The sequence below is a fragment of the Halogeometricum sp. S3BR5-2 genome, assembly GCF_031624635.1.
Lineage (GTDB): Archaea > Halobacteriota > Halobacteria > Halobacteriales > Haloferacaceae > Halogeometricum > Halogeometricum luteum.
The window spans coordinates 321,302-337,635 of record NZ_JAMQOQ010000006.1; the positions used below are offsets into that span (position 1 = coordinate 321,302).

The window sequence follows — 16,334 nt, forward strand, 5'->3', positions numbered from 1 at the left end:
CTATCTACTCGCCTGAGTATTACAGTCAGACGGGACCACTTCCTCATCTAGATTGAGTTCAAGCGAGGTTCCGGTGGTGCACCCAGTCAATGACGAGGTGCGACGGATGCCTGTGACTACCTGCTCGTCCGGGCCTCTGATGGGAAGCTGTGGGTTTTCTCGGAGATAACGCACGACCATGAAGATAAGGACGCTATCAATCAGGTCTCGTCACTTTCAGCCGGAATACGAGGAAACAGCGGAGTACCGGCCGGTTATGTCGCACTCGGGCGTCACTTCTTCAGGTCGTTCTGGCGTTCGACGTGGATGCGTTCGAGTACGAGGAGATTCAGTACGTGCGGGGCGACAGAGTCGGGAAGATGAAGGACCGAGCGGCGATGGACGAGTACCTACACCCGCACGACGACCGGATAGAGCGGAAGTACCGGGAGAACGTGTTTCGGCTGAACGTCTAAGGGCGTAGTTTACCCTTCGAAATACTTGATTGGCTCATTGACTTCCCCTTGAAGCATTTCTCGGACTACGTTCATTTCAGCTATCAACTCTACGTCGTTGTACTCGACATCTTGGTTAAGGAAGTCTTCTTCTGATGAGTTTTCATCGAAGTGTAGCGCCTGATTCAGGAAATACGTATTTGTCTTCTGGAACTTCCAGCGCAACCTCTTCATAACTCTAAACTGTTCTTCATCGAGGAATATCGAAGCGCGTTGCATCGCATACTCAAAGTCGTGGAATCGGCCTAAGACCTCATCTTCGTAATCCTGCTCGCTCATCTTGTGGGCTTGGCCCCAGTTAGAACGATAATACTGGTAGCATCGCTCCATCTGTGCATGAAGTTCGGCCAGTGATTCGACCTTCTGCTGCAAGAAGTAATCTGCGTGTTGGCGTGTGTTCTCCTCTTTGAGACGCTCACGAGTTGATAATAGGTTGAAGAAACCGCTGAGTAGTGCCCCCCCAAGAGCACCACCAAGAGTACCACCAACACTAATCAGTCCAACAGCTACGGTCTCAGAAACCATGGTTTAGCGTGTGGTTCTGTTGTCAGATAAAGTAACCGTCTGAGTCTGCCTATGCCTCAATTATCGCATCACTGAACCAACTCGGAACCGATGCACGACCGAGTGCGTCGAAGAACGATGCGTCAAGGACGTAGAAGGAGCACTCGTCCTCCATGCTCCGTACACCGCGTCCAACGGCCTGCTGTACGCCCTGCGACGTTATCTCGTAGTACCAGTTCCACGCGCTATGTTCGTCTAAGAGGAATCGTACCCGCGGGTCGCTCGGTTGCGGGTAGGGTACCTTCACGAGCGCCTGCCAGCGGCACTCGTCGCCCGGTAGGTCCACGCCGTCGGTCGCGGCGGGCGAGAAGAACATATCTCGGTCGCTCAGTTGCCAGTTCCGTATCTGACCGTATGGTCTTCCTTTCGGGCAGAGGTCTCAGATAGATTCTTTTCCCCACCACGGATTTCGCCGATTTGGGGTTGTCGGAACCTTCGCTCCCCGAGTAAAGGTATGAACTGAAAGCTCGTCGAGTGTCCATGCTCGGGCGTAGGAATCAGCCACTGGAAACGGAATGGACAGGATGGCGTTCACGTCATCGGTTGGGTCTTCGTCGGTGGGATATCTCCTGAGAACCGAGGAAACAGAGCTCCCGCGCATCACGACATCTATGCCCAACTGCTCATAGACCCGCGATAAGTCCTCAACCTGTCCTACTTCGGCGTAAAATCCTTGTGAGATTTCTGCAACGTCTGCACGTCGAGAACTACCGGGGTAGCAGGGTTCATAAGCGATGTTGGAGACGCCTTGTCGCTGTAGATACCATGTCGCCACTGCCTTCAGGTCGGCGTGGAGGGGAGTCAGTACGACAGACCCGGCCACTGCTCGACGAGCACGCGCAAATTCGGATGTCGGAATCTCGTCAAATGGGAAGATTGCAGTTTCCAGTGAGAGATACTCTTTCTCTATCAGGCTTTTCAGTCGGCTATTTTCGTGTTTGCCGGGAGGTGGAATGTCCAGCGCAGCTTCGGCGCTCCGTCTCTCGATATGCATCTACTTCTGCGCTTGTCTCAACTTGTGCTCACTGAGATTCATCAGCATCTCAGCCTTGGGGCCTGCCCGCCAGATAGAACTCCCACAGGAATCTCTTGTTAGCCAGTCAAATGCTTCCGCCTCTCTAAGGACCCGTCGGACAGTATGTCGCTCGTCTTCTCTGAACGGTAGGTCTCCGATTTTAAATTTCCCAGTCCGGATAATCTGCTCTAGGACGGTGTTCCAAGCCTCGTCACGTAGCGTCATGAATTTCTCAGCCCTCTTTTCTACGGGCGCATATTTGAAGTAGACAGTTTAGTCCAGAGGTTATTTTCTGAATAAAACCATTGCAGTCTGCCTGTCTCTGGTCTTTTATGACTACATGGCCACGGCAGCTAACTGACGGGTTCCTCATCTATCAACACGAGTCGGGCGAGTTTTATCGATGTGAAAAGTGTGGGACTAAGGTTTCAGCACGAGAGATACGCGAAAAGCTTCACCTCCAACGGTGCAGTCACAAGAGTGACGCTCAGTAAGAATTGGCACTTGTTCTCTCTAAGAAATAGTCTAATCAAAGAAATTCTTATAATATTGTAGCTCTCAGAAGAGGTAGCATGATAGTGGAGTCGCTACCTGAGTTCTTCGTCGTGAATTTGGGGGTGTTCGGGCTAATTATTACCGGATTTCTTGTTGAGAAGCACTACGTGAGTCGCCCAGCGATGTTCGCTAATGGAATCGCCTTGAACGTCTACGTTTACGAGATTCCGATACCGCCAGAATGGCTGCTTCTATACGCTGATATCGGGATTCTCGTAAGTGGAGTTGCGATAGTATCGTATGTAATGGAGACGAATCTTCCCAAGGGGTATTACGAGATTGTTTGGTACACATACTCTTCACTCGCTGTAGGAGGCGTAATTCTATTTACACTCTTCTCCTGAGAAGCTGAATTCGTTAAAGCAAACTGTACGCTCTGTTCCACAATCGCCTCTTGGCAGCAGCCCACTTCATACAGCTGAACGACTTATCGCCACAGTACTCGTCTATTGAGCATGGACCCTCGGATTACGCTCATTACGCTTGGTGTGTCTGACCTTGCTGAATCTATTCGATTCTATCGAGATGGTCTTGGATTGCCGATGCAAGAACAGGAAGATGACAGCAACGTCGCATTCTTCCCTCTCGACGGAACATGGCTCTCACTCTATCCAAGAGAATTACTCGCCGAAGACGCGACCGTTACCACGGACGGCAGCGGCTTTTCTGGAGTCACTATCGCTCACAATGTATCGACGAAAGAAGAGGTAGATGCAGTTCTTGCTGAAGCAGAAGCTGCTGGTGGGCGCATCGTGAATCCAGCTCAGGAAGCCTTTTGGGGTGGCTATTCTGGTTATTTTGCTGACCCAGACGAACATCTTTGGGAGGTGGCGTGTCCACAACTTACCGACAACTAGCTACTATAGCCACCAGTAAAGCTGAAAGAGGGCTTATGGGGGAACATCCGAAGTCTGCGTTGGATAGTAAGAGAGGTCGTTAGTAGGAGGACGAGACGATAAGTTTGCACTGAGGAGAATCACGACCTCGGTCGTGGTAACGCTTCAAGCTCTTTGATTCGAGGTGGCTTCTCAACAGCGGTGTATTGTCGCTGCCATGCTTCCTGAGGAAACAGACCCTCGGCGTTGAGTCGCTCACGCGCGTCACTGGTCAGCTTGGCGAATTGAGTCGGAGAATCTGAAGGTGAAGGGACTGGCTCCAGTTCGCTAATCTGAACGATACCTGCGTCTTCAAGCGTACTCAGATGGCGACGAATCTCTTCTGCGTCGAAGTTTGAACACATATAATCGAGTTCTTCGACAGTCGGTGCTCCTGCCGGGTGGCCGACGACATCTGCAAGAATATCGGCGTGGTCCTTGTCGGAAGCTATAGCGATATCTATTACCATGCTTGTACTCGGTCGCTCGGTAGTAAATAGCCGGGTCTATTTTGTTGCCCGTTCCGGTTGGATAGAAATCCGTTCTATTGTGACGAGAGATTGTTGCGGACTTCCGCTTCATGTGCAGACCCCCCACTGCTACTTGCTGGGTTGTATTCTGCAGGCGGTAAGCTAACTCCTCAACCACTGTCAGTAGCGGTGTGCAAGATACACAGGATGCATCTTGCGTAGTTAGCCCGTGAGATTCAAACCACCCATGCCGGTAGGCGTCCAATTAAAATCTAATCCAACCTGAGCCGCCGCACTGTGAACAGAGACTGACCCCGTGAGCGCCGCTACCATTACAAGGGCGGCACCTCTCCAGTTGCTCCCCCTGTCGGAGTTGAAACTTGTGACGCCCTCTACCGCGGCACGCTGGGCACTCACCGATTCCCTCAACCCCAGTTCCCCTGCAATAGCCGCAATCAACTACCTCCGCATTTGGCGGTCTCCGTGACATTAAGAGTGAATTTCAATTAAAATGTAATAAGTCTACTCCCGCGATATAGGACTCGAAGATTATCAAATCAGAACACTCCAAATGGAGGTATCGGGTTTGCTAAATTCGCACGCTGTTCTGAGCGATTCAATTATCTCAGACCGGGCGCTGTATCAGTGAGCGATTCGCGCTCTCTATTCAGCACGGTCTCAGCAAACTATCATCAGCAGAGGGTTTCCGTAGAGATGCTCTGATACGTATAAAGTTTAAATTCTCCTGTGCGCACTCGGTTTACAATGGAAACTGGTGCGAACGACAACTCCAGTAATGGAGCTCAAATAGCGATTGATGTTCCTCTTCAAGATAGTCGACTATTCAGAGGAAAAGCCGCTGACGACATCCTTCTTTATTTAGCCCGACATCATAACGAATCATTCTCAATGACAGGCATCGCTGAAGCAGTCAGCTACACACGACCGACAATTACCAAAGCAGTCGATTGCCTCTCGAATAACGACCTTGTTGTTGAGGAGCGTGATGGTTCGCGTCGTCTCGTACAAATCAATCGGAACCGATTGACCATCCCAGATAGTCCCTATCTCCAAATCCCTCAGTCGGAGTTTCATGCGCCGGTAGAGGCGGCGACAGAAGCACTGATAGAGGAACTCAATGGTGTCCTTGCCGTTGTCCTCTACGGGAGTGTATCCCATGGAGAAGCTGACCGCCGTAGTGATATTGACCTCTGGGTATTAGTGCGTGAAAACAGGATGAGCAATCAGCGGCGGGCGAATCAAGTCAGGAAGTCCCTTGAAGAGAACACGTTTGACGGCAATCGATATGCCTTCGACATTGATGTTGAGGGTTTGCAAGCCGTGCCGAACTACGTAGAAGACCTACGGGAAATCCTCCAGAACAGTATCGTTACCCACCGAACAGGCGGGTTCGACACCGTCTACAGTATGATTTTGCACGGTAGCGTCAATGAGTGAATGGTAGTGTCGGATTCGTCCCCAGCTAAACCTCGGCTGGGATTTGACGACTTCAACGAAGAACAACACTTCACCTTCACAAGCCACCCCCATGCTAATTATCCACGCGGTTGATTTCTACTCAAATGGACGTGAACGAGCAGGTCATTTCGGAATGGGTTGACGAGACTACACCGTACGACCGCGTCCGCGAGGTGATGCGTCGCTCGTACGAACCGCGACCTCTCTCAGACATCGCAGCGACAGCCCACGTCTCTGAGTCAAAGACCGAGGAACATCTCACTAAGATGGAGGAGGAGGGGTTTATTGACCACGTTGACGAAGACGAGTGGACGCGAAACTGGGAGTCAGTGGTCGACGAGCAGGCTCGTGACATCTTAGACCGCGTTGACGACCGCGAGGTTCTGCTGGAGCGAGTTCACGAGATGGAGGCGATGGACGAACCAGACGAAACAACGCGGAGAAATCTTGTGTTTGCCCGCGCAGCACTCAATCTTCAACAGGAGGAGAATAAGTGACCTTGACTCTCGTCCTCACAGCTCTGTTGAAACCCTCTACTGATGATAGTTTGTTGAGACCGTGCTGAATAGAGAGCGCGAATCGGTCGCTGACACAGCGCCCCCATATGAGAGAATCGAGTCGCTCAGGACATGCGAATAGATTCGCAGTGCTCTGGTAACGTTGTCTGTCCGACACAAGGGGAACAAATATAGCTGTAGACTCCAATCTTAGATGTATGGACCCTTTCACCACATTTAATGGTGTGTTCGTCAGGATGGGCCTTTATCTTCTTATCTTCTGGCCCACAGTTGGATACTACGTCTACTCCGATTCAAAGGAGAGAGGTCTCTCTTCCCCACAGTTTAGAGGAGTCGCGTACGGGTTTCTTGGTATTCTCGGTCTTCTCGTCTACATGTACCAAAACACACGACGGGGCTCTGTTGAAATCCTATCAGATAGACACGAACGCGTGCTAAATAGTATCTCAGCGAATTACGACGCTGTCACTTCGTCCCCTCCAAATTCCTCATAGGAATAATACAGAAATGCGACGAGTAGTCCCAGTAGAATTGGAGCCCATGACGGAAGGCTTGGAAGTGGAATGAACATAATGAGAAGAACTGCCACCAGCGCAGCTATCAGTCCTAATCCAATCATATTGATGAGTGTCTTCCACGGTACAAGCGTATCTTCGGTCATTGTTTAGCCATTATCGCCGCTTCATATGAGCCTTCTGCGAGTTGCAGTAGTCACACTCCGATAGTCGCGCTATGATGCGAGGGCCTTGTCGAGGTTGTGAACCAAACAGACGAGAGTAATCTCACGGAACTGCTTCCACCAGCGCCGTGAGCGGACGAATGCGCCATATTTGCGTTTGAGGCGAGAATTTACGGTCTCGTTTTGACTCCGCTGACCGTAGAGGTCGGCGTCAAGTCGAGCGTTCCACGCCCTATGGAGTGATGAAAACTCGCGGTGCTTAATTAGCGGACGAACACCAGTCTCACGGGCTAATGCGCGAATCTTCTGGTCGTCGTATCCCTTGTCGCCGAGGAGAATCGCTACGTCACCAGTATTCCTCTTGAGGAGCGATGGTGCGATTTGCGAGTCGTGTTTTCGTGTCGTTGTCACGTGTACGTCGAGAATCGCGTTCGACCTCGTATCTACGAGAAGCGTTACTTTCAACTGCTGAATCGTCAACTTCGTTCGCTTCGTATAGTGCTTCGAGGCGTGACTACGGTCAAAGCCAGAGGCATCGATACCGACGACACCGTTGGTCGGGAGGAGGGTAACCGAGAGGTTGAGAAGCACACGCCAAACCGCCATATCGAGCCGGTTAAACGCCTTACATAACGTCGAAGGAGACGGGAGTTCCTCAAGGTCAAGGGCGCTCCGAATGCGAGGCATCTCGATAAGTTCGTCAAGGAGCGTCCGGTACGTCGTATTCTTCCGCATCTTGAGACAGAGCAAGACGATGTGCTGGTGGAGTGTGTACCGGCGTTTCGAGAACTTCGACGAGTAGCGGGCAACAGCTCGCCGAGCCAAGTGATACGCCTGCTCAACGAACCGAAGCAACTGCGACTTTGGGAGGGCCTGCATCCGGTCAGACTACCGGGCGAACCTGTAACCCTCCGAGGATTTCAACAGAGCCCACGACGGGACTCTAATTCAACATAGTATGGGTCCTTGAATAGAACTCGCTCCGATTAGCAGCGCCTTCATATCGTTAGCTGGGCACGCGCTACTCTGCAGTTAGTTCCGCGTGAGTGAGACGGAATAAACGAGTCCTCTGTGCTGAATACACCCTCTATATTCAGCACACAACTCTTGTCCGTATCTGAGGGATTCAACAGAGCCATCCTCAAAATTCTCGCGCTCAATCCAACTCTATAGATTCGTGCCGCGGCCTGTCTTTGGAAGCGCCAGACTAGTTGTGTGGCGTGAGCTCTACATCAATAACGGATTCCCTCTGTCGTCGATATTTTGGGTGGGGAGTTCGTCCTCTCCAGTATGGATAATAGGGGACCAATCTCTATGCTCATCGTTGCTACTGCCGCTCTCACGGCCAGTCTGAGTCTCTCTGCTATGTCTGGTGCCTTGACTGGCAAACTCGTGACAGCCATTACTCTGTTTGCTATGTCTGTGTCTCTCGGGCTGCTGTTGTTCCAGTCATTCGGTTCCCGGGAGCAGAATCCACTTGCTTAGACCACGGTCACCGTGCTGGGTGTCAAACTGTGGTACCAGCGGGAGCGCCACTAATGAGAACTAGTTTTCTCCTCCGAACCAGCGTCGGAGTATCTGGAAGAGAGAATACCGCCACGGTCGGACTGTATTTGACCGAACGTTGGCGTCTTCGGTTGTCGCCTCCACACGGTCGTCCGAGTCCATATTAGTTTCTTGAGTCGCACACCAATAATCGTATTTGTCATCGTAGCATCCAGAGATGTTGAACCGGTAGAGAGACCAGTCCATAACGTGTGACTTCTCTTCTAGACGGGGGTGCCCCCACAGAGGGAAGTCGAGGAGCTGATTATATGCTGTTCTATACTGCGTCTCTATGTTGGCGGTGCAAGGTACCAGACATACCACGCACAATGGTGCGGACAATATCTTTGCAGTTGTTCATCGATTGAAAATTATGAAGGCGAATAAGACAAACGTCCCATCTGACCCATCCAAATTGACGGCCTCTGATTACGATAGTGCCTCGGTAGCAATTCTTCAGGTACTCAACCGTCGTCGCCAAGCGAACTCTGCTGTCATTCGACGTGAAACGGGTCTACCGAAACACAAGGTCGAACAGAGAATTCGCTCAGATGGCATTCTCGTACGAGCCGGGCTTGTGGAACTCGCAGGATATGATGAGACGACTGCTTACGCCAACCCACCGAAAATCATGCGGCTAACTCAATACGCCCATGATGCAATCTATCACGGGTTCTTCGACGACGACAAAGACGAAACTGCACAGGTTGTTCTTGACGAAGAGCAGTTCAATGATTTCGCAGAATCACTGTCTGCTCTCAGAGGGCAACTAGAAGAGCTCAGAGGTGAGATTGAAGACATTGCTAATAAGTATCAGAGGATGTCCGATTTCGTGCTAGAGGACATCTATTACGAGGTCGCAACGCTTCGCTATCTTCTGCACGAATGCGACGTACCGAAGGAGGTAATGGAAACAAAGCGAGCCGAGTTTCGAGAAAAGTCACGCGCTGGCGTAGACCTCACGCAAGATTTCTACGAGGATACCTGAGAAGTATCCGGTGCTCTCTCGAATCTGTATCTGCCGGTTTGATTCAGTTACTACTACACATTACGACGTTCGCGACACATCGAACAGAATTCGCCTACCCCATCAATTGACTCCCGATAATAGGATTTCTGAGTGAATCATCTATTAGTCGTTGAGCATCCCGAGTCCATGCTTGACCCTATTGAAACCCTTTTTGATGCTTTGTTGTGGGAGTGCTGATTATGGAGTGCGGGTGAAGTTTGGAAGTCTAGATGGTTGTGGTATGGTTGTCCCTGATAGAGTGAAGCTCGTAGTTAACCGCATTGCCAAGATTACCCAGAACCGCTCAATTACTCGTTAAGAGTGCTTAATTCGTGCGATGAGCTTCGTGATTCTGCTTGTAACTATACTGACAACCTCTTATCGGGATATATCGGACATCCGCCACACTCACTCGGTTTGGGGTGACGGGGTGGTGAGGGTCCGAATCTGAAAACACATGGAACGACGAACTTTCATCAAAGGAATCGGTGCGGCTGGAATCGCAACTGCAGGTATCGGTGTTGGGTCGCTCTCCGCGAGCGCGGCTACGTCTGAGCTCACTATCGACAGCGACGACGCGGGTGTCGTCCCCAACGACACGGGTAACATCTCGAACGTCTTCATCAAGCCGAAGCTGCGCGTTACGTGGGACGGCTTCGACCAGTCTGTCGATAAACTGCGTGTCCTCGTCGAAGCACGTCTCGAACAGGGACCGGGCGGTGTAGTCCACCCCGACTGGGAAGCTGGGATAGATGGCCTGCGGCAGGATATCTACGACGCACTCGGGAACGACTACGGTGGCTACCCGCTTCTCGACGACAGCTATGTCCCCGTGTTCCGAGAGACGCCGTGGCTGTTCAACAACGAGTACTACCCCGAGACGCTCACGGACTCTGGGACGCACGGTACGTACCCCAACAACGGGAGGGCCCCCGTGTACAGTCGGGCGTCGGAACTGACGAATCGGAGCGGCGACTACTTCAAGGGTACGTCCGTCCCCGACTCGGAGATTCCGCCCATTATGCTGTTCTCCGACGACCACGGACGACCCGAGTACGAAACTCTACCCGACGGAGACGTAACCGAGAACCCCGGACAGTACCTCAGCGGCATCAGCGTCAGCGGTGGTGGGAACTTCCTGAACGGCACCTACGGTCCTGCTGGAGGCACATCGCTCCTTGACAGCAGCGACGACGGGAGTACAGTGGAGTCGCACATCGGTCTGCGATTTACGGTGTCGCTCCGCCACAACGACGACAGCGTGAACGCCGACCCGCTCGCGATGAACGGCGAGGACGGCTACCCGTTCTACGATGCGAATGGCGACCCGACCACGTGGCCCGAAGAGAATGTCGGATACGCCGGACTCCAGCGTATCGCCAACGACCATCCGGCGGTGCTGATGGAAAAAACGCAGGTCACGGTCAGCGCGGCGAACGAAGGCGCGACGGCAACCGGTACGGGCGTCCTCGGGGCAGACGCGAACTGAACTAACCGGGCTCAATTTTTCGGCAGCCTACGGTCAAACGGTCTACTTGCTGAGTAGCTGCATAGTACAACCGCGAGAATTTGACTTCGTACCTCGAACAAGCACGAGTGGCCTGCCGTAGCCACTGTTGACTGGCTTCCTGTCAGATAATACAAAGAGCTAAGCTCAGACGTTTACTCCAGTTGGAGTCTGTAGACACCAGACAGAGGTCGGAGTGAGCAGAATACTTATCATACAGAGATACAGTTAGGAACAAAGATAAATATGCACTACTGCGCCGATGGGTCCCCAATTGTTCCGTCTCACCGGCGTGAGGCTCTCACTGACCTCGTCCAAGATGTGGTCAACCGCATTCCTTCAGACAGCTATGAAGAGTCAGGAGTCCCCGCACCATTCATTCACGAGACTAGTCCCTCTACTATCGTTGCCGAATGCCTCCCTTTCTGTACAGGAGAGCCTAGAACAGATGCGGTATACGTGCTGGAGTGTCTCAAGAATTCATCGTACAGGCAGACTGCGTTGAACTACCTCGGACGAGTTGGCAAGCCTTGGGAGGGCCACGTGGATGAGGCGAACAGGCTCATCTACGTCGGAATGACGGTCAACCTACTGAATCGTCTCAATCAGCATCTGAACTCACCCGGTAACGCGGGAGCACATTTCACGACGGTCTTCCGCCCTGTACGGTTGCTTGACGTATCGTGGTGGCCATCATTCCAAGAAGCGATGAGAGCTGAGAAAGAAGTTGCAAACCAACTACGAGATAGATTCCCAAACGACTACGTTTACCAGCTGTAGGCTTGAGACAGCAGAAATTCTATTCGAACCAGACAACTCGGCAAGGGTCACGGTGGGAGAACTCTATGCACGCATTATCGGTGCCACTCTGGAGAACAGCTCCTACACACTAACATCAGTATGCAACCAGCCTCGCACTGGGACGCTCGTCGAAGGGTACGTTGACCCTGAAAACATCTTAATGCCATTCCTGAGGGAAGTTGTTCCAAGAAATACGCGTTGAAGCCTGTTCAAGCTTTGAGTTCGTCGGAAGACTACCGACGTACGCGTTTCGCGAACTATCTCAGTTCACAACGTGGTACGGTGCTTTATCAAGCGCTCGCTCATGCACGTCGACCTCGAACAAAACGTCTCTGAATAGCGGGTCAACGTCCCGTACCACAGCCACAATTGGCTCAATTGCCTGTGTGACTGCAATCCCTTCTACCGTCGAAACACCGAGTTTCTCTGCCGCTCCCCGGCGCGTCAGGTCACCTTTGAGATAATCGACAGTCGCTTGGACAGCCGGAATGAGAGCTGCTCGTCCGTGACGGTCGGTATAGCGACCGAGGTCATCATCGACGTTCGTTGCGCCGTAGGCCGCGATAACGACTGGCCCAATCTCGATAGTAGCCTCTATAGTCCAACTGCCGCTTACAGTAGATACAGTCCACTCGCCCTCTGTCTGCTCAGCAAGACCAATCTCGAACAGTGTGGTCGCGCAACTGCGAGTAGTGTTCTCTGAGAGCTCTAATCTCTCTTGTGAAGCAGCGAGTGTCGTTGGCGAGTTAATCAGCAAGTCAGTATACAAGCGAGGGAGGTCGGACTTGCTTAGCAACTCTCCAACGGCAAAGAAGCCCTGAGCAGTATTCATGAACTGTGGAGTATTCGAGGCGTTTTGCATGGTCTCCAGTTGGGTTCCAATTGACTCGAATCTACCCGATGATGAGCGCGCATTTCCGCTGTAACGACCCCAACCTCACTACACCTTAGCGTTTTCTCTGGGTACTACAAACCGGCTCTGTTGAAACCCTCAAATACGGACAGAAGTTGCGTGCTGACTACAGAGAGTGTATTCAGCACGGAGGATTCGTTTATTCCATCTCACCGACGCTGAACTAACTGCTGAGTAGCGCCTTGCGAGTGTATCGATGGGTGATGAAGCGAGCGAGAGTGTTGCTGCATATTTTAAACGTGGGTGCAGAGGAACTATTTGTGTCAAGTAAAAATATAGTTGGAGTCGCTCCGCTGGTGAGCGGGCTCTGGCTCGCCGGGACCGCAGGCATCCAACTCTTCAACAAGGGTCTGAGTGCGTGGCTGTTGGTGGCGCTCCTCGGCGGCTGTGGGGCAATTATCGTTGGTGTTGGTTCCCTCTTTGGGGTGGGTGGATTCGGTGCGACGAAGCCCGATAGCAACCAAACGACCCTCTCGTTGCTCGTTGGTGTCGCACTCTTGTGTCTGGTTGGAGGGGCTGCATTCGCCGTCTTGTGAGCCGGTCACGAATGGTTGGTGATAGACCACGCTCTATTCTGAGTGATTCGGCTCTTCCAGACTGGATGCTGTGCCAGTAGCCGATTCGCGCGCGGTATTCAGCACGGCCTCAACAAACTATCATCGACAGAGCCGTTGAACTATGATAGCATTCGTCTTCACAGCATCTGCTCGCGTACACATCCCAAACTGAGTGAACCGAAAGAAGACATATATCCCACAGTATCGACGAAATCCTAACAGAGCTTGACGCACATGACTGACGGCAAAACCGAGACCCAGAAGCAAATCGAATCAATTCGACTCGCCCGCGAAAGCAACCAGAAGTACGGGTATTCGACCAGAGAACTTGAAGAGATATTCGGAGCAGGTGATGGATGAAAGGGTTGACGGCCCCCGTGTCCACGACCACTTGAAGCGTCTACTGAAAGAACACGAAATTTCAGATTGGCGATTCAGAAGTGTAGTCCCTGTTGAGCGGCAATTTGAACCACATCTCCTTCCCGCATCCTCCGTTGCTCGAATTCTTCCGGCGTCAGTGCGATAAGGTCCGGAACCGGATAGCGGTCAGTATCCCATTCCCAGTAGATGCCGCCTGCGCGCTCGTGAAAACCCACATCAACAAAGTCAGCAGAGACAACGACGAGGTCAACATCGCTCTCAGAAGTTGCCTCCTGCCGAGCGACCGAGCCGTAGACAATGACCTTGTCGAGAGTCAGGTCGTTCCGAGCGGCTATTGAGCGGACATGGGTTGCAATGTCCTCAGTATCCGTATTTTCCGGAGCTCGAATTATCCGGACAGACTCAAACGCTGCGCGAATCTCCTTGATATCTCCGCCAGTAATCTCAGCTATCTCTTCAGGGCTCTTCCCACTCTTTCCAGTCATACTGTCACTGACAGTGGCATCTGGCAAAATGTCGTCGCTGTGTTACCCAGACATCAAACTCATCAATATCATGATTCCGCGGTTCTTCTCCCACTCCGGGAACCACTTTACCAATTCCATCCAACGAACCCATCAACCAACTCGCTGTCTCTTGACTAAGTGCCATAGGAGTCCGAGGATGAACAATGCCTCTCAACGAACTACTCACCAGACCTAACAGAATCGGGGCACCGTCCGAGAGCGGAGGGGTTACGAAACGCAGAGTCAACACTCTCTCTGCAACTCTTTTGCTACTCGTCACCTGACGCTGGGTCCCCATACCGCCGAATTATCGATATCGCAGTCATCCCCATCAGTGTCCCATACGAATATTTGAACGACCAGTCCATTGTCCACCATCCGAGCGCGAGCACTCCCAGAACAAGCACGAGTAGAACTACCCGATTGGGGATGACATCGTATACTAAGGACGTGACCCGCTGTTCTGCCTCAACCACTAAATTAGCATTCCCGGATTACGGAGAATCTTTCTCAAAAGCCTCCTGTTGATATTCTCAAGGAGTTCTCTGAAGAGTTCCATGGAACATTCTTAGGAACTGGAACAAGAGAATCGATACAATCCTGACTGCAACCTCGACCGAGAGTCATCATCTGAGTCTGTACTCGAACGACTCCATAATATGCAGTAGCACAGGATAAGTGCAAAGCAGTACTTCTGAGTCGGCGTATAGAGTCCGTTTCGCGAGCTATCTCAGTTCACAACGTGGTACGGTGCTTTATCAAGCACTCGCGCATGTACGTCTACTTCGAACGAAGCGTCTCTGAGCAGAGGGTCAAAGTCTCGTACCACAGCGACAATCGGCTCAATTGCCTGTGTAACTGCAATTCCTTCTGCCATAGAGACGTTCAGTTCAGTTGCGTCACCTCGGCGCGTCAGGTCGCCTCTCAGGTATTTTATCGTCGCCGAGACTGCAGGGATGATAGCTTCCTGTCCATGGCGGTCCGCATAGCGGGAGAGGTCTCCACTGATTGCGGTCGCCCCGTAGACCGCAATGACGACAGGTCCAATCCCAACGGTTAGTTCACTCGTCCAGATTCCGTATACAGGCCAAGCTGTCCACTTCCCGTTTGTCTTCCCGGTAAGACCTATCTCAGAGAGTTTGTGTGTATATTTCTGAGCAGTACTTATTGAGAATGCTGAACGTGGGGCGAATCACTATTACCTCTTTTTCCATCTACTGTATTTGAAAACCACACAGATATGGATTAGTCTTGTGATGTCTCTAAAGAGCTAATTAACCATTCTAGCGGCGTTTCAGAGAGATAAATTGAAACGCAATGCATATATGGTCTAGCCTCTACGATAAGCTGAGGAAAAGAAGATGGTCAACAACGAGGACAACCGGCGCGATGAAATCTCCGTTCCAGAAACGCGAGCGGGAGTAAGAGAGAAACGGTCTACCTCCGAACTCACGGAGTATGAGGACTGGCGCATGGAATTTGTTCAGTGGGTCCACAACCGAGCAAGAAGCCCTCTTGACTACGAGGGCATCAGCAGCGTAGAGTTCACCTCCCAAAACCGGGGTTGTCTGAGAGAATATATCAATGGGGGAGAATAAATGGTAGCCCCAGAAGACCACCCAATCCACGACAAGCCCATCCCAGAGTATTCATCAAAAGAGATGAACGTTCCAGAAGTTCGCGAGAGTCTACAGAAGAAACTCACGCCTCTCGAACTCCAGATGTTCGAGGACTGGAGGCTTGACTTCACCCGCTGGGCCTTCGACCGGGGGAAGAATGAGAGACGCGGAGAAGGCTACTCCTACCGGTCGATGCGCGATATCATCAACCGAGTTGAGCGATTCTGTGAATGGCTCTTCATAGGAAAAGAAGTCGGGAAGAATGGAGACATAGATGAGGTGATAGAAAGTGAAGAAGGTGAAAACTTCACCGTCAACTTCACTCCGGAACACCTGAACCGGTACTGGTACCACTTGGAGACAAATGGAAATCTAACAGACAGCAACCGTCGGACGGTCAACAATGTCTCACTCATACTCAAGCACCAAAGGATAGAGTGGAAGATACCAAACAGCGAGGAAGTATACGAAGATATACACCGAGAAGAAAGAAATGCAGCGTTCAAAGACTGGTTCCGTGACTATGAGTTGAAGGACATCAAATCGGCGTCACTCAGACTCAACATCGTCGACAAAAATCAGCTCAACGAAGAAGAATGGAACAAGAGAGCGGTATATCTATCTCAAGCACTTGGAAAGCCAAAATACGCACTCTCAGATGAAGACTGGGACAGCACTGTGTCTTGGAAATTACCTAGCTTGGTATACATGAGCTGTGACCTATAGTAACCGGTAGAACTTTTTACTCAGAGATAGTTGCAGTAGCTAGTGAATCATCTCGACGAGATCTCCGTCGAGGAATTGCAAGACGCTCTCGACAACGTGGACGGAAAGAAGCCGACACAAC

21 protein-coding genes are annotated in these 16,334 nt (G+C 51.6%); 12 read left to right on the top strand and 9 right to left on the bottom strand.

Annotated elements, in window-relative coordinates; all coding sequences use genetic code 11:
* The first annotated feature begins 302 nt into the window (after positions 1–302).
* Entirely contained in the window at positions 303–455 is a 153-nt protein-coding gene (locus tag NDI79_RS20445; RefSeq protein WP_310930539.1) for a hypothetical protein, read from the top strand.
* Positions 456–464: 9 nt separating this feature from the next.
* Here the strand turns inward: NDI79_RS20445 and NDI79_RS20450 are convergent, their stop codons facing one another.
* The 3 genes from NDI79_RS20450 to NDI79_RS20460 all read right to left on the bottom strand — a co-directional run bounded on the left by NDI79_RS20450 (position 465) and on the right by NDI79_RS20460 (position 2,052).
* Positions 465–1,019: a hypothetical protein gene (locus NDI79_RS20450; protein WP_310930540.1), complete on the bottom strand. Its 555-nt coding sequence runs from the start codon at positions 1,017–1,019 to the stop codon at positions 465–467.
* Positions 1,020–1,068: 49 nt separating this feature from the next.
* On the bottom strand, positions 1,069–1,374 hold the full coding sequence (locus tag NDI79_RS20455; RefSeq protein WP_310930541.1) for a helicase C-terminal domain-containing protein: 306 nt from the start codon (positions 1,372–1,374) through the stop codon (positions 1,069–1,071).
* A gap of 63 nt (positions 1,375–1,437) precedes the next feature.
* On the bottom strand, positions 1,438–2,052 hold the full coding sequence (locus tag NDI79_RS20460) for a hypothetical protein (RefSeq protein ID WP_310930542.1): 615 nt from the start codon (positions 2,050–2,052) through the stop codon (positions 1,438–1,440).
* 593 nt (positions 2,053–2,645) lie between these two features.
* Here NDI79_RS20460 and NDI79_RS20465 point away from each other — a divergent pair.
* Together NDI79_RS20465 and NDI79_RS20470 are read left to right on the top strand one after the other, a co-directional pair.
* Entirely contained in the window at positions 2,646–2,972 is a 327-nt protein-coding gene (locus NDI79_RS20465) for a hypothetical protein (RefSeq protein ID WP_310930543.1), read from the top strand.
* Positions 2,973–3,083: 111 nt separating this feature from the next.
* The gene (locus tag NDI79_RS20470) at positions 3,084–3,485 is read left to right on the top strand and encodes a VOC family protein (protein WP_310930544.1); all 402 of its coding nucleotides are present in this window, start codon (positions 3,084–3,086) and stop codon (positions 3,483–3,485) included.
* A gap of 119 nt (positions 3,486–3,604) precedes the next feature.
* Here the strand turns inward: NDI79_RS20470 and NDI79_RS20475 are convergent, their stop codons facing one another.
* Positions 3,605–3,973 (bottom strand): ArsR family transcriptional regulator, encoded by a 369-nt coding sequence (locus tag NDI79_RS20475; RefSeq protein WP_310930545.1) that lies wholly within the window; start codon positions 3,971–3,973, stop codon positions 3,605–3,607.
* Positions 3,974–4,738: 765 nt separating this feature from the next.
* Between NDI79_RS20475 and NDI79_RS20480 the strand changes: the two genes are divergently transcribed.
* Complete coding sequence (locus NDI79_RS20480) at positions 4,739–5,431, top strand: nucleotidyltransferase domain-containing protein (RefSeq protein ID WP_310930546.1); 693 nt, start codon at positions 4,739–4,741, stop codon at positions 5,429–5,431.
* 125 nt (positions 5,432–5,556) lie between these two features.
* On the top strand, positions 5,557–5,949 hold the full coding sequence (locus NDI79_RS20485) for a DUF7342 family protein (protein ID WP_310930547.1): 393 nt from the start codon (positions 5,557–5,559) through the stop codon (positions 5,947–5,949).
* Between the two features lie 475 nt (positions 5,950–6,424).
* Here the strand turns inward: NDI79_RS20485 and NDI79_RS20490 are convergent, their stop codons facing one another.
* Positions 6,425–6,631, bottom strand: coding sequence for a hypothetical protein (locus tag NDI79_RS20490; RefSeq protein ID WP_156105561.1), 207 nt, complete (start codon positions 6,629–6,631; stop codon positions 6,425–6,427).
* 69 nt (positions 6,632–6,700) lie between these two features.
* Positions 6,701–7,528: an IS5 family transposase gene (locus NDI79_RS20495; RefSeq protein WP_049984715.1), complete on the bottom strand. Its 828-nt coding sequence runs from the start codon at positions 7,526–7,528 to the stop codon at positions 6,701–6,703.
* 1,243 nt (positions 7,529–8,771) lie between these two features.
* Between NDI79_RS20495 and NDI79_RS20500 the strand changes: the two genes are divergently transcribed.
* The 3 genes from NDI79_RS20500 to NDI79_RS23655 all read left to right on the top strand — a co-directional run bounded on the left by NDI79_RS20500 (position 8,772) and on the right by NDI79_RS23655 (position 11,490).
* Entirely contained in the window at positions 8,772–9,182 is a 411-nt protein-coding gene (locus tag NDI79_RS20500) for a hypothetical protein (protein ID WP_310930548.1), read from the top strand.
* Positions 9,183–9,660: 478 nt separating this feature from the next.
* Positions 9,661–10,692, top strand: coding sequence for a hypothetical protein (locus NDI79_RS20505; RefSeq protein ID WP_310930549.1), 1,032 nt, complete (start codon positions 9,661–9,663; stop codon positions 10,690–10,692).
* Positions 10,693–10,956: 264 nt separating this feature from the next.
* Positions 10,957–11,490, top strand: a complete 534-nt coding sequence (locus tag NDI79_RS23655; protein ID WP_425498313.1) for a GIY-YIG nuclease family protein — start codon at positions 10,957–10,959, stop codon at positions 11,488–11,490.
* Positions 11,491–11,773: 283 nt separating this feature from the next.
* Here NDI79_RS23655 and NDI79_RS20510 read toward each other — a convergent pair whose 3' ends face one another.
* Positions 11,774–12,373, bottom strand: a complete 600-nt coding sequence (locus NDI79_RS20510) for a DUF7437 domain-containing protein (protein WP_310930550.1) — start codon at positions 12,371–12,373, stop codon at positions 11,774–11,776.
* Positions 12,374–12,663: 290 nt separating this feature from the next.
* On the opposite strand from NDI79_RS20510, the gene NDI79_RS20515 reads away from it, so the two are divergent.
* Both NDI79_RS20515 and NDI79_RS20520 read left to right on the top strand, forming a co-directional pair.
* A complete protein-coding gene (locus NDI79_RS20515) occupies positions 12,664–12,960 on the top strand; it encodes a hypothetical protein (RefSeq protein WP_310930551.1) in 297 nt (98 codons plus the stop codon).
* Positions 12,961–13,215: 255 nt separating this feature from the next.
* A complete protein-coding gene (locus tag NDI79_RS20520) occupies positions 13,216–13,341 on the top strand; it encodes a hypothetical protein (protein ID WP_310930552.1) in 126 nt (41 codons plus the stop codon).
* Positions 13,342–13,415: 74 nt separating this feature from the next.
* Here NDI79_RS20520 and NDI79_RS20525 read toward each other — a convergent pair whose 3' ends face one another.
* Both NDI79_RS20525 and NDI79_RS23660 read right to left on the bottom strand, forming a co-directional pair.
* Positions 13,416–13,847, bottom strand: coding sequence for a nucleotidyltransferase domain-containing protein (locus tag NDI79_RS20525; protein WP_310930553.1), 432 nt, complete (start codon positions 13,845–13,847; stop codon positions 13,416–13,418).
* Between the two features lie 751 nt (positions 13,848–14,598).
* Positions 14,599–15,036, bottom strand: coding sequence for a DUF7437 domain-containing protein (locus NDI79_RS23660; protein WP_425499639.1), 438 nt, complete (start codon positions 15,034–15,036; stop codon positions 14,599–14,601).
* Between the two features lie 193 nt (positions 15,037–15,229).
* Here NDI79_RS23660 and NDI79_RS20530 point away from each other — a divergent pair, with 193 nt between their 5' ends.
* Both NDI79_RS20530 and NDI79_RS20535 read left to right on the top strand, forming a co-directional pair.
* Positions 15,230–15,466 (top strand): hypothetical protein, encoded by a 237-nt coding sequence (locus NDI79_RS20530; protein ID WP_310930554.1) that lies wholly within the window; start codon positions 15,230–15,232, stop codon positions 15,464–15,466.
* Entirely contained in the window at positions 15,467–16,213 is a 747-nt protein-coding gene (locus NDI79_RS20535) for a hypothetical protein (RefSeq protein ID WP_310930555.1), read from the top strand.
* Positions 16,214–16,334: the final 121 nt, after the last annotated feature.

Excerpts from the sequence above, each read along its gene's own strand:
- NDI79_RS20450 (WP_310930540.1), bottom strand. The coding sequence starts at position 1,019 with ATGGTTTCTGAGACCGTAGCTGTTGGACTGATTAGTGTTGGTGGTACT.
- NDI79_RS20455 (WP_310930541.1), bottom strand. The coding sequence starts at position 1,374 with ATGTTCTTCTCGCCCGCCGCGACCGACGGCGTGGACCTACCGGGCGAC.
- NDI79_RS20460 (WP_310930542.1), bottom strand. The coding sequence starts at position 2,052 with ATGCATATCGAGAGACGGAGCGCCGAAGCTGCGCTGGACATTCCACCT.
- NDI79_RS20465 (WP_310930543.1), top strand. The coding sequence starts at position 2,646 with ATGATAGTGGAGTCGCTACCTGAGTTCTTCGTCGTGAATTTGGGGGTG.
- NDI79_RS20470 (WP_310930544.1), top strand. The coding sequence starts at position 3,084 with ATGGACCCTCGGATTACGCTCATTACGCTTGGTGTGTCTGACCTTGCT.
- NDI79_RS20475 (WP_310930545.1), bottom strand. The coding sequence starts at position 3,973 with ATGGTAATAGATATCGCTATAGCTTCCGACAAGGACCACGCCGATATT.
- NDI79_RS20480 (WP_310930546.1), top strand. The coding sequence starts at position 4,739 with ATGGAAACTGGTGCGAACGACAACTCCAGTAATGGAGCTCAAATAGCG.
- NDI79_RS20485 (WP_310930547.1), top strand. The coding sequence starts at position 5,557 with ATGGACGTGAACGAGCAGGTCATTTCGGAATGGGTTGACGAGACTACA.
- NDI79_RS20490 (WP_156105561.1), bottom strand. The coding sequence starts at position 6,631 with ATGACCGAAGATACGCTTGTACCGTGGAAGACACTCATCAATATGATT.
- NDI79_RS20495 (WP_049984715.1), bottom strand. The coding sequence starts at position 7,528 with ATGCAGGCCCTCCCAAAGTCGCAGTTGCTTCGGTTCGTTGAGCAGGCG.
- NDI79_RS20505 (WP_310930549.1), top strand. The coding sequence starts at position 9,661 with ATGGAACGACGAACTTTCATCAAAGGAATCGGTGCGGCTGGAATCGCA.
- NDI79_RS23655 (WP_425498313.1), top strand. The coding sequence starts at position 10,957 with ATGCACTACTGCGCCGATGGGTCCCCAATTGTTCCGTCTCACCGGCGT.
- NDI79_RS20510 (WP_310930550.1), bottom strand. The coding sequence starts at position 12,373 with ATGCAAAACGCCTCGAATACTCCACAGTTCATGAATACTGCTCAGGGC.
- NDI79_RS20520 (WP_310930552.1), top strand. The coding sequence starts at position 13,216 with ATGACTGACGGCAAAACCGAGACCCAGAAGCAAATCGAATCAATTCGA.
- NDI79_RS20525 (WP_310930553.1), bottom strand. The coding sequence starts at position 13,847 with ATGACTGGAAAGAGTGGGAAGAGCCCTGAAGAGATAGCTGAGATTACT.
- NDI79_RS20530 (WP_310930554.1), top strand. The coding sequence starts at position 15,230 with ATGGTCAACAACGAGGACAACCGGCGCGATGAAATCTCCGTTCCAGAA.
- NDI79_RS20535 (WP_310930555.1), top strand. The coding sequence starts at position 15,467 with ATGGTAGCCCCAGAAGACCACCCAATCCACGACAAGCCCATCCCAGAG.